The organism is Methylobacterium sp. J-059, assembly GCF_022829485.1.
Taxonomy (GTDB): Bacteria; Pseudomonadota; Alphaproteobacteria; order Rhizobiales; family Beijerinckiaceae; genus Methylobacterium.
The window spans coordinates 37,904-49,334 of record NZ_JAKSYA010000158.1 but is presented as its reverse complement, the minus strand read 5'-3'; the positions used below and the strand labels follow the sequence as shown (position 1 = coordinate 49,334).

Below are 11,431 nucleotides of genomic sequence, written 5' to 3'. Positions count from 1 at the left end.
CCCTAGGTAGCCAACACTTTTGAGCTGCCGATGCGCACACGCCACAGGTGTAGCGCGAGGCTGATGCCGGTTGCGAGGGTGAAGGCGGCGGTGGCGTCCATGTGCGCGGCATCGGTGGCCGCGATGTCGGCTTCACGCTGCATAGGCTCGGCTGCGGTTCGGGCAAAGCTCCGCCGTGGCGTGCCCAGTGCGGGCAGCAGGCTGGTCTTCGGCGCAGAGGTGTCTGCCCCGGTTGAGGGATTACCGGCAGGACCACTCCGGTGAGTTGGACAGGGATCGCACGAAAGGCCGACTCAGCAGCAATTATCGCCCATCAATTTTCGCTTGAAATGCCAAATTTCAGCACCATGTATCGGCTCGTAACTGGAGCTTCCCCCCGCTGTCAGGATCGCCATGAACTCTCATTCGACCGACCAACTCGCTGTCGCTCTCGCTGGCTTGCGGCAGTTCCTCACTCAACCGTGCTCCGCTCAGACACTGCGGCTTCTGCTTCTGGCGGAGGTCGGCGGGATCACTCGTATTGCCGTCGAAGGTGAGGCAGGCGGCCTCCCAGTCATCGAGTTCAACCTAGAGGATAAGGATGGTAAAGCTCTCCGGTGCCGCTGCAACCCAGGCGCCTATGCCATGCTGTTGCTCATCGTGGTGTGCGGGCAGAGTGTTTTCGTGGACGCCACCAACGGCCGGCGTTACGTGAAGGTCTTCGGGAGGAAGGCCCGGAGCGCGGGAACGGTCTTCTCCAGGCTGATCGCCGGAGCGGAGTCCGAAGAAGACTTTGGTTATGCAGACGGCGACACGCTCAATCTGACGTGTGCGAACATTGTGTTCTCACGGAACAACCGGCGCACCGCCAACGACACGGTCGAGAACTACGGCGAAATCATCATCTCCGTGGTGGACGCACCCGATGCACTTTTCCCCGGCACTCCAGGAGACAAGACGGAAGCCGCCAAGCAACTCCTCCGCATGGCGATGGACGGACTGGAGGAGGATCGGCAGGCGGTGGTTCGCGCGTGAACCGTCGCGCTGCAATAGCGAACGCTCGGGGGCTCCGACCGGGCACGGTCGCACTCCGCGAGCGGACGGCCTATCGGGCGGATGGCGCTCTCCAGGTCTGCGTTGCGGCGGGGTGCGGACGGCCACCAGCTGCCTTAGCGGGGAAGGGCTTGTCCCTTCTCTACTGCCGTCGATGCTGCCAACGAGCCAACCGACACGGCTGCCACTGGAAGCAGACATATCCCGCCGCCGTCCTCGACCCGTACCGCAAGGCCGCCGAGCGTTTCCTCAAGACTCACCCGAACGACATTTGGGTGGTGGCGGCCATGCACGCCCTGGACTGCCTCATGGCGGACTCTGGGCCCGTGGAGCGGATCGTGGACGTGAACGAACTGCTAGATCCACCGGCAAAGGCGCGTGCCTCCCTCGCTCGCCTGCGCCGGGCCGGGATCGCACCACGGCGGCTCCTAGTGAACTACCTCGCGGTCTGCGCCGCCATCGCGGAAGACTCCGTTTCCCCCGGCAGCGAGACAACAGAGTACCGGCGGGTCCAGGCGGCCAAGGCAGTCTTTCGACTCGCGAGCGGCTCCCATGTGGTCTATGGGCCGGGGTCCCGATACGACCGCTATCCTCGTTCCGCCGGGTTGGCGCTTCGGCACCTCGGGCTGATGCTGGAGGAGGCGTGCGAGCATGTCCGCGAGGCACACCTGCCCGCCGTCCTCAGCCTTAGATCTACGCTCGCCCTCTCGACACAGGGAGGGAGCGATGCTGCTACGGCCTGACTGGCGGAAGGATGCCGCCAATGTGGAGACGGTAGGCGCGGTGGTCTCGCAAGCGAGTGATACGGCAGAGGGGTCAAGGGACTCACATAATGCTCGCCATGAGCATATGTTCAATCCGTGGTTGACCTGTAGTCTTCTCACGGTCCGGGCCGTTGGTGACAACATCATAGGCCATTGGACCTACGTCGGAACGCCTCGTGTCCGCCGCATGCGCGAGAAGGACAGACAAAGCCGCGACGCTATCGCCAGGACCGTTTTCGCCAACTTGGCATACGCCGTCGCGCTTGGTTTGGAGCCCCCTACCGTTGGCGTAAGTCTGAGGGCGGCCAAGCAGAAGCACACGCGTTACGACCGCAAAGGCTTCGGCAATATGCCGAGCGTAGTTGAACTCTTAGCTAGCTACGGCGACTCGGTGCTCTCACTCCATCGCTCCAGCCGTAAGGGGACATCGAGTTCGATAACGATCAGCGAAAACTGGGCTTCCACTCTGCGCAAAACTAAGATCGGGCTTCATCATTTCAGCCAGGAGCCCGGCCGCGAGACCATCTATCTCGGCAAAGTGGAGCGCGACTTTGCCGGCCGAGAGGAAAGCCGCGAGCTGATAGACTACGCGGACACCGACGAGACCCACCGGTACCGGGCGGAGATGAAGGCGATCAACGCCTTCCTCGCTTCGTCCGACATCAGCTTGGAGGATCACGAGGGCAAACCTTGCCCGACCAGCTTCCCGTTCCTTCGTCGGCATTTCAACGTCCAGCCTGATGATCCCGAGGGAACCGAGCGCTTCGACCTCGGGGGGCGCCTATTCGGGGGCTGGTGGCAGACACTCGCTAAGGATCAACGCCACCGAATCCGCATCAAGGGAGAACCGGTTGCGGACCTGGACTTCGACGCAATGTTCGTGCGGCTCGCGTACCTCCGCGCTAATCTCACGCCGCCGCCCGGCGACCTCTACGCAGGCCTTCCCGGACTCCCAGGGGCGCCGTGGCGGGCGGGGGTGAAGAAGGCGGTACTGGCGATGCTGTTCCGGCGGACCCCCCTCACGCGTGTCCCACGGGGCACCAGTGGCGAGCTTCCTCCAGGCACCTCGGGGCCGCAGCTTCGGGCCGCGATCCTCGCTGCGCATCCAGCTTTGGCGCCGATCTTCGAGACGGGCATCGGGCTTAGCTTGATGTTCACCGAGTCCCAGGTGATCGTGAAGGCGCTACTGGAACTCGCGGACCAGAAGATAACGGCTCTACCGATGCACGATGGCCTGATGGTCGCCCGCTCGAAGGCGGACAAGGTTGCTCGCATCATGAGCGACGCGGCGGAGACGGTCGCCGGCCATCGCCTGCCTATCTCATTGAAATCGCTCTACTAGTTACCTCCCACCTAAAGGGTACCAGGGGGTCATTAGGTAGAGCCATTCGATCCTCCCAAGCAGCTGGTGATGGTATTGTCCCCTTCACTCGCCCCCCCTCCGGCCGCCGACCTCATGTCACCGTCATTGCAACCATTCGGTCCTATCGCACAGCCATGTCGGCAGTGGGTCTACGGCTCTGCACCACCGGACCCATTTGGGTGCTCCAGGGGAGATCTCATGCCACCCACGGTACCCAGTGGCACCCCCGAGCAAGGGCATCAGGTACCCCTCAGAGGGAAGGGGGGGCAGGACTGCACCTATCATGGGTGCATCAAGACCTGGCAGTGAGGGAGGCCCGATGCCAACTCGGTGACGGGCTAGATGCCGGCTCAGAGTTGCCCGGTGAGAGGTAGACTACAGGGGGTAGTCGACTTGAGGCGTCCTGCTTCTTGGTCACCTTGAGTACAGCAGCACCGAGAAGCTTGAAGAGTGCAGAAGAGGCATTGAAGAAGAGGGGGTCTAGGCCGCAGGCGTCGCTTACGGGCACTGTGTCTGCGTGCCGAGAAGCAGCCGGCAGGTTGCTGATAGCTCTCCCGAAGGTGCGCGTGGCTGTTTTCGAGCAAGCTGTAAGCACCGTGCGGCTTCCGCCGCGCTGAACGGCCCTAAGACGGACCAACAGGCGGGCGCGGGGACCATCGCGCATGTGGGTCATGCGTTCGGAGTGGACCTGAGCGGGATGGTACCGGAGCAGTAGGCAGGCGAGATGGTAGCCGAGGGTTAGGCATTTCGTATGTCTGGCTTTGGCCATTGCTCCCGCCAAGGCTCATGAGATTTGCGCTATGAAAGCATCAATCGGATTTTGCAGAAAATTGTATTTCAAATGCTTTGCTTCGCGGAAATCCTCCGTGATCTCGGGTTTTTGGCTGCGGTAGTAAAGAGCGGTTTTCGCGTATGTTTGAACTGAATCATTTAGGCAGGTGGTTTCGCAAGGATGCAAAGATAAGGTCCTCAGTTTCGGATTAACGCTATACTGCGTAGGACGCGCATATAAAACGCTTATATTCGGGGTTAATGCAACAAGTATCTTTGGACTTGAAGGCGCGGCTGCCGGTGTGACGATATTGTGATAAAAGCCATCTCCAAATATAAACTCTCGACTGACAGAGTACATAATTACAAACTTACCGCTTGTGCCGATAGATTTGACTGCCCTGTCAAAAGAGTCGCGCATATTCATCCCTATCAGGGTGCTTCTCTCTGGTTCATTAATTGGACCTCGCAGACTCTCGGCTACGCTTACAGCGGCTTCTCGATTCATAGGGCTACGCACCGCGAGTGACACTATCCCCTGAACGAGCTTCTCTATCATTTTGTCAGGCGATTCTTGAACGATCAACCGCTCTGTAACAGCCGAGGTCGCAGGCTTCAGCTCCCGCTCAAGGCTGTCTAGCCAGGCAATCACAGAAGGGAAATTACTGTCGGCGTTTTGGAATACCGGCTCGAAGGACTGATCCCAAGCCGTTGACTCGTTCGGATTTCGCCCAAGCTTGATGTGATGCCCGTTACCAATCACTCCAAAATTTTTCGGTGGCGCTCGGCGCACAAGCCCGGTCGGGTCGAGCCAGTTCACGCAACCGTCAGCGTCTTTCCAGAAGCTTGATACGCATTCCGGCCACCAATGGTGGCGTTCTGATTTGAGCCGACTCACCGCTAGCTACCCCGCCAATTCATCCAATGAGCCACCGCGAAGACCGCAACGGCCACCACGGGGAACAGCGCGAGGAAGGCCGCCGCACACTGGAGGTCCCGCCCCGCTTTACCGTCGTCAACGATCACCTGCCGGGCGAGAGCAAGGGTGGGCGTCAAAGCGACCAGGAGTGAGGCCGTTGCGACCGCTGCTTTGGGCACGCCGATGCGTCATTCGCCCGCACTTCGAAGTGAAGCGTCACGCTGTGTCAGATAAAGGATCATGGCAGCGGTCTGATGCAATTGAAGTGCTGCCAGTTCCGGCGCAATAACCCGAGGAGTAGTGCCGGCGCCGTGCCCACCTTCCTTGTTTCGGATGGTCGGCGTCGAACTTTCCAGCAAGCCCTTAAGATGATTCAGGCTGGTAGAAGCGTATGGCGCAATGAATCCTGCCGTAGCCGCAGCTTGGATCAATTTGCTGGCCGTATCGTTGGCCCCTATCGGCCAACTACGGGCAGCTCCTATTACTTTAAGTACACTTTCAAAGGCTTTCCCGCAGTCGATAATACAATCTTCTAGTTCTCCATTGCGAAATGCCTGATGTGCCGATCTGTATTCCTGTTCTGCCGCAGCAAATCGCTCTTGGTTCAACAAGCCTAATGCGGGCAGTACAACCTCTTTGTGCATGTGCATGGAGTCAATTCGCACTATGTCACCTGAGACATATTGATAACCAATAGCCGCCTCTTGCATGCGCGCATTGAACTCGGCGATTGCTTCGTCGGGGCTTGAATGCCTGCCGAAATAGTACTCTTCCTTACCTCTAACCAGCCTATCTATTCCGCGCATTGAATACTCTACGCCGTCCAGCCACGCTTCTACGTCATTTGTATATTCTAGCCATCTCAGAAACTCATCATCTGCATTCCGCGCATGTTCAGTAAGCTCATGAACTCCTACCTCTTTTCGCATCTCACGCGCAATATATTCGTACAGCTTACCGGCGGAGCTATTGTTTCCGTTGTGATAGTATGTCCCTATGGCGCCACGAATGATTTGTACGGTTTGAACTTTTACCTTTTTCGGTACTGATTCGTACTTATATACCTCCACGTCGCTTGCTTCGCTCAATCTGCGGCGGCGAGAATAGGTCGGCGGAAGCATTCTGCGCTCCTGTGAATTAGCGTCGCGAGATGGTAATATCACATGAGGCAAACTATTCTTCGCCTCGCACCGCCTTCGGGGCTTCGATCCGACTTAACTCCTCCGCGAGAACCTTCAAGCTAAACTTCTGCCCTTGGTCCCGACCGACGCCCCCCCCCCGGCGCGTGTGACCAGTGAGAGCATCGTGGCCTCTACTCTTACCCCCGCCATCCAACCCACCGAGCCATCGCGAACACCGCCACGGCCACCACGGGGAACAGCGCAAGGAAGGCCGCCGCACCCTGCAAGCTCGCATCCGCGGTCCCGTCCTTAACGATCACCCGCCGGGCCAGCGCGAGGGTCGGCGCGAGGGCGACAATAAGGAACACCGTAGAGCCCGTTGCCTCCCGCATCCCAGTGGGTCTCCTCACGCCAGGACCGGGCAAAACTCGCAAGCGACCAGCGAGCCCTACAATGGGCGAAGCCCGCCATAGGCCGCCCATACGGCCCAGCCCAAGGCGGACCCACCCGCCCTATCCTCGCGTTGACGGTTCGCCTACCCGCCAGCCTGTGAGGTCGCCCTGTGGCACTTGGAACCGTCTCGGAGCTACGTCGGCCCGTCCCGCTCGGATTGGCCATTGCTGTCGTTGCCTTGCTCGCTGTCGGGATCATCATGGCCGTCCAGCAGGGCAATGAGCGTCGGGCGCATGCTCGGCACATCACCATGCTCGTGACAGCCCAAGAAGACTTCCGGCGGCAGCTTGCCCAGCAACAGGCGACGGCAGGCACTCTCACCGAGTTGCAGGCCAGAACCGCAGCAAGCGAGCAGGAGGGCAAGCTGGCCACTCAGAAGCTCGTGACGGCCAGGGAGGAGCTTGCCGCCTTGGAGCTTCGCCGCAGCGAGTTGCAGCAAAGAGCGGAAGAGGCCGACAAGATGGTTAGTGCCCAAGAGCAGCAGCTTGTTGCTATCCAGGCCCGGGCTCAGCAGTCGCGCGATGCCTTGGCGGTAGCTGCGCGAGACATAGCCCTCGCACACGCCGAGCGAGGCCAGATGCAAGATGCCGTTACGAAGTTGAGCGCGGAGAAGCTGATTAGCGCCTCTGAGCTGGAGGCGACCCGTAGCAAGCTCGCGGAGACGCAAGGCCAGCTTTCCTCGGTTGCAGAGGACCTCACGGCGAAGACCGGGGAGCTGGCAAAGCTCGACAAGCTGCTTAGCGTGACGCGCCAGCAGGTCGCCGCTCAAAAGGAGCCTACCGAGGGCGCAGTTAATCAGAACCGGGAGATTGATCCTGAGGCAAACCCAGGAGCCCCGGCGGCGAAGTAGACCTTAGCACTGGGCTCCCGCCTCAGACATCGGGCCGCCTCTGCCTACGGTAAGCCACCACCGCAACGAGACCCAGCAGCGCCGCGGCAGCAAGGACTGTAGAGGTTCGTGGCAGGGCGACCGGGAGCATGCTCGACTGTGGAAGCCGCCGCTCGCCTTCGACGGGGCCGAGAAGCCACGAGAGCGAGCGCCGCAGTTGGCTCGTAGCGTCGCGGTTGAACCAATGGCCATGCGTGAAGATGACCCGATCCGGGTTGAACGCCACGAGCCTCCAAGCTGCGAGTGCGACCTCTCGATGGTTCATGCGGAGGAGGAGGCGGAGGTAGAGCGGTGCCTTGCCGTTCGGCGCGACGATCCCGAGCACGCGGGCGAGGGTCCGAGGACCAACCGGTAGGAGGTCGCCTTCCAGGTTGATGATGAGGTCCGTGAGGAGGAGTGTCCTGCTCGGTCGGTGGAAGAGGCAGACCTCCTTGAACACAGGGCCTTTCACCAGCACTTGGTCAATCTCGCCCGCCCATATGCGAGGTGGCTTGTTCGATAGCTCTGCGTCGATCCGAACCCCGGAGCGGCGAACCTGCCCACGGTCCTTAAGCCCAGGGACCGCCCAGGTGATCGCGTTCTGGCAAGCGGCCTGCCAGTCTTGAAGGAACATCCAATGGCCCACGCTCGGGGCCACAAAGTGCTCGACGCGGCCCAGCGCCTCCAGAGCGCGGTGCAGGCTCGGGCGGTACGGAACAGGCGAATGCAGCAGTAGCCCGCCTCCAGCCAGCCGCAGCACCGTCATGCGAATGGGTAAGGGAATGCGGCCCGGGTGAACCGGCTCCGCATCCACGATCCAGACACCTTCGGCAACCTGCTTCGGCGTATTCAGCGGCGGGTAGCTAATGTGATCGGTCACGCCGCCAATCTCCTGTCCGCTCTCCGTCTTCACCTCAGGTGAACCGCTGGGCCGAGATCGGATCGCTCGCGGGGAAAGTCTCCTCAAGCCCATCATCGAGCAACCGCTCCTGGCGATCCCTCCCGATGCTGCTCGTGTCGTGGCCGGCTGGCACGGACGCCGTGGCCGGGTTGATGCCCCTCTGCCCCGCGTTCGATGCTGAGCGACCGTTCGACCTTGAGCGGCTGGTAGACCTGCCAAGGTACCCACCCTGCCAGAGCAGGTACCCGAGGCCGGCTACGGCAGTGCCGACGATAACGCCAAGTCCCATCTCACTTGACACAAGCTCGCCAAATCGAGTGGGACGGCGCCCCTGTATGACCCGCGTCTTGGCCCTGATGAATACGCGGGTCGCATCCCGGACCTCGTCCGCAGAGAGGACCTTTTGAGCCGCGGGCAGCAGTTCGCGCTTGAGCCGGTGAAGGTGCTGGTCAACGAGGAAGGTCACATCCTCGAAGGTGTCGAGCCAGCCTTCGGAGCCCTTCCGGCGATACCGGGTCAGCCCGTTAAGCTGCCGCATGAACTCCCTGTGCCCGGCATACAGCTCGGCGGCGAGTTGGCTCGTCTCAGGCCGCTGCGCGAGGGCGCCATACAGGCTGTATTCGATGGCCGAGGCGTGTGACTCCAGCTCGTCAATCAGTTCACCGAGGAGCGTCTCGCGGCTTCGCACGACACCGGGTCCGTTCAAGGCCCTCGGCGCCTCATGGATGAGATGCTCGATGTTCGCGTGGTCGCGTCCGATGAGCTGCCAGACATCCATAAGCGGTACTCCCTAAGTTGTACCTCCTAACCGTCTCGCTCTCTGGCTGTTCCTCGGCGTGGTTCTTCGCGGCTGGACTTTCCCAAAATTGCGCTGGCGTTTGCGGATGGCAGGCACTTCCGGGAAGGGCTCGGCGGAATAAAGCGCATTACCGTGAGGGCCATTCGGAACTTCAAGCCGAATGCAGCATGCCCCTGAGATGGGCCGGCGACAGGATGAGGCCGTCGCTCGTGGTGACCCAAGGCGTCCCGGTGCCGTCGTTGAGCGCCTTGAGGGCTTCATCCAGCGCCTCTTGGAGGCTGGGTAGCTCCCTCGGCTCCGTGGCCTTCGTGCTCATGTCGGCAGGCCATACGGTCAACGATGCCGGGCCTGAGAGGGAATGGTGGTGCTGCATCATAATTCTGCGCTGGCCAATTGCCGCCGCTCGATGGCCGGCGATTAAGGCAATATATGGCACATCCCACTCGGAGAAGGCCCTGCGGCGATAGAGCGGGCTTAAAGCGTCAGAGGGTTACTGGCACCATGGGACAACTACTGTGCGGCGGCCGGGCGGGATGCCGTTCGGCTTAGACCTCCCACCGCAGAGCCTCACCTGCCTCGCCGCTTGGCGCTCGCCGGCTCAGGGGCCCATCGTGACCGCCGCAAGAGTGCGGGCGCCGAAACCACCGTAGGCGCCCCGAGCTTCGCCAGTTTGTCCGCCAACGCCTCGGGCCTCAGGTGGGTATACCGCATCAGCATCCGGGTATCGCGGTGGCCGCTGATGAGGGCGACCTCAGGGATGCTCAGGTTCAGCTCGAAGAACCGGCTCACAGCCTCGTGCCGGAGGTCGTGGTACCGGAAGTCGGGGAGGGGGGCCCGCTTCATCACCCACCGCCACGCCGTCTTCACCGCGTCCTCAGTCGTCGGAAAGACCCGAAGCTCCCCCGAGGCCGCCACCGCCATCCGCTCCCGGAGCACCGCCAAGGCCCGCCCAGTCAACGGTATGGTCCGCGCGTGGCCATTCTTCGCGGTCGGGATGAGCAGGGTGCGCTTGGTCCAGTCGATATCCTGCCACTGCATTCGGAGGACCTCTCCGCGCCTCATGGCGGTCTCTAGGCCCAGTTCGACCATGGGCAGGACGTTCGGGTTCCGAGATCGCCGGCACCCCTCCCGCAAGACCTCCCACTCACCGGCCTCCAAGCGTCGAGTCCGGGCATTGAGCACCTTGGGCTTCACTACGAGGGCGAATGGGTTCTCGGAGAGGGGTACGTCCCAGACCTTCCGAGCAACCTCGAAGGCATGCCGGTAGAGGGCCAGTTCCCGGTTGATGCTCGCGGGCTTCACCGTGCGGAGCCTGAGGTCTCGGTGGGCAGCCACCTTGGCGACCGTGAGGGCGCTCAGGGGCACCTTCGCGATGGCATGCTTGAGCAGCACCTTCACCGCCATTGCCTCCCGGACGGCCCCCCTCTTGGTAGGGGTCACGGTGTCTCGGTAGCGCACCATGATGTCACCCACGGTGAGGGTGTCGAGAGTCCTGAGGCCAACCGGGAGACCCCTCCTGTCTGCCTGGGTCTCGGTCTGTCGTGCCCAGGTCTGAGCATCGGCCTTGGTGAGAAACGACCGGGTCATCGTAGCGGACCCCTTACGCCTCACCTGGACGTGCCACTTGTCGTTCCGCTTCCTGATGGTGGCCATGGGTCTCACTCACTGTGCCCAGATTGTGCCAGCGAGTTCCGCGAGGGTATCCTGTCGCCTCCTACCCCTACCTACCCCCTAGACCGGGGTGGTGCCCTAAGGCACTATCAGTGCATGGCTTTGTACGTCGTCGCCATGAACCTCGAGACCACCGAGGAAGACCTGATGCACACGGTCTTCCCGCACCCGACGCTGTCCGAGATGATGCATGAGAGCGTGCTGGATGCTTATGGGAAGGTGATCCATACGTAAGCTCACATTACGTCTGTTCACAATAATAGGGAACTAACATAAGCGCCCGTCGATGCATCCCGTAATCATGAGTTAATCATGCTGCATTGACTTTTACTCTAGGAATAATTCGCGTCCGACCCAAGTCTTATGGTTTTTTCGCCAATCAAAGACTATGGCTCGATTGGCAGTCAGTCGTAGAAAATTTCAATAAGCACACAAATGCTACGTAGCTGATAGGTAGATTGAACTCGGCCGACAAGCCCTGCACCGCGCTCGTAGCACCCTGGCTTTGGTAGAACAAAGCTTTACGGACTTGGTTGATGACGCGACGCTTAATCGGCAACCTCACGATGCCAAGCCTCACCGGCGCCGTTTGAGCCGTTTCTGCTCCAATTATAGGATTATAAGCAGATCGACCGGTTTGCCGCAACTCACTCAGTGGCCGCCATCACTTTGAATGCCACCACACATCAAAAGCCGATGAGCCAGTGCCGAAAACATCGAGGGCACTCATGCCACATTTAAAAAAGGTGTTATAGCTTATAATATCATA

Annotated in this window: 12 protein-coding genes; 5 read left to right on the top strand and 7 right to left on the bottom strand. The window is 60.8% G+C overall.

What is annotated here, in order from left to right:
• Window positions 1-2: 2 nt before the first annotated feature.
• Complete coding sequence (locus MKK55_RS23870; RefSeq protein ID WP_187276105.1) at window positions 3-143, bottom strand: hypothetical protein; 141 nt, start codon at window positions 141-143, stop codon at window positions 3-5.
• 250 nt (window positions 144-393) lie between these two features.
• Here MKK55_RS23870 and MKK55_RS23865 point away from each other — a divergent pair, with 250 nt between their 5' ends.
• The 3 genes from MKK55_RS23865 (at window position 394) to MKK55_RS23855 (ending at window position 3,138) form a co-directional block, all read left to right on the top strand.
• The gene (locus MKK55_RS23865; protein ID WP_243937965.1) at window positions 394-1,014 is read left to right on the top strand and encodes a hypothetical protein; all 621 of its coding nucleotides are present in this window, start codon (window positions 394-396) and stop codon (window positions 1,012-1,014) included.
• A gap of 149 nt (window positions 1,015-1,163) precedes the next feature.
• A complete protein-coding gene (locus MKK55_RS23860; protein WP_243937964.1) occupies window positions 1,164-1,775 on the top strand; it encodes a hypothetical protein in 612 nt (203 codons plus the stop codon).
• Window positions 1,776-1,983: 208 nt separating this feature from the next.
• A complete protein-coding gene (locus tag MKK55_RS23855; protein ID WP_243937963.1) occupies window positions 1,984-3,138 on the top strand; it encodes a hypothetical protein in 1,155 nt (384 codons plus the stop codon).
• 805 nt (window positions 3,139-3,943) lie between these two features.
• Here MKK55_RS23855 and MKK55_RS23850 read toward each other — a convergent pair.
• Both MKK55_RS23850 and MKK55_RS23845 read right to left on the bottom strand, forming a co-directional pair.
• Window positions 3,944-4,750 carry a hypothetical protein gene (locus MKK55_RS23850; protein ID WP_243937962.1) on the bottom strand — a complete coding sequence of 269 codons (807 nt, stop codon included), beginning with the start codon at window positions 4,748-4,750 and terminating at the stop codon, window positions 3,944-3,946.
• A 287-nt stretch (window positions 4,751-5,037) separates the two neighbouring features.
• Window positions 5,038-5,970 carry an STM4504/CBY_0614 family protein gene (locus MKK55_RS23845; RefSeq protein WP_243937960.1) on the bottom strand — a complete coding sequence of 311 codons (933 nt, stop codon included), beginning with the start codon at window positions 5,968-5,970 and terminating at the stop codon, window positions 5,038-5,040.
• Window positions 5,971-6,622: 652 nt separating this feature from the next.
• On the opposite strand from MKK55_RS23845, the gene MKK55_RS23840 reads away from it, so the two are divergent.
• Window positions 6,623-7,273 (top strand): hypothetical protein, encoded by a 651-nt coding sequence (locus MKK55_RS23840; RefSeq protein ID WP_243937958.1) that lies wholly within the window; start codon window positions 6,623-6,625, stop codon window positions 7,271-7,273.
• Between the two features lie 22 nt (window positions 7,274-7,295).
• Here the strand turns inward: MKK55_RS23840 and MKK55_RS23835 are convergent, their stop codons facing one another.
• From MKK55_RS23835 to MKK55_RS23820, 4 genes are all read right to left on the bottom strand, one after another.
• Window positions 7,296-8,171 carry a DUF4336 domain-containing protein gene (locus MKK55_RS23835; RefSeq protein WP_243937956.1) on the bottom strand — a complete coding sequence of 292 codons (876 nt, stop codon included), beginning with the start codon at window positions 8,169-8,171 and terminating at the stop codon, window positions 7,296-7,298.
• A 34-nt stretch (window positions 8,172-8,205) separates the two neighbouring features.
• The gene (locus tag MKK55_RS23830) at window positions 8,206-8,970 is read right to left on the bottom strand and encodes a hemerythrin domain-containing protein (RefSeq protein WP_243937954.1); all 765 of its coding nucleotides are present in this window, start codon (window positions 8,968-8,970) and stop codon (window positions 8,206-8,208) included.
• A 172-nt stretch (window positions 8,971-9,142) separates the two neighbouring features.
• A complete protein-coding gene (locus MKK55_RS23825) occupies window positions 9,143-9,307 on the bottom strand; it encodes a hypothetical protein (RefSeq protein WP_187276161.1) in 165 nt (54 codons plus the stop codon).
• 251 nt (window positions 9,308-9,558) lie between these two features.
• The gene (locus MKK55_RS23820) at window positions 9,559-10,644 is read right to left on the bottom strand and encodes a site-specific integrase (protein WP_243937952.1); all 1,086 of its coding nucleotides are present in this window, start codon (window positions 10,642-10,644) and stop codon (window positions 9,559-9,561) included.
• Between the two features lie 114 nt (window positions 10,645-10,758).
• Between MKK55_RS23820 and MKK55_RS23815 the strand changes: the two genes are divergently transcribed.
• Window positions 10,759-10,896, top strand: a complete 138-nt coding sequence (locus MKK55_RS23815; RefSeq protein ID WP_187275488.1) for a hypothetical protein — start codon at window positions 10,759-10,761, stop codon at window positions 10,894-10,896.
• Window positions 10,897-11,431 lie beyond the last annotated feature (535 nt).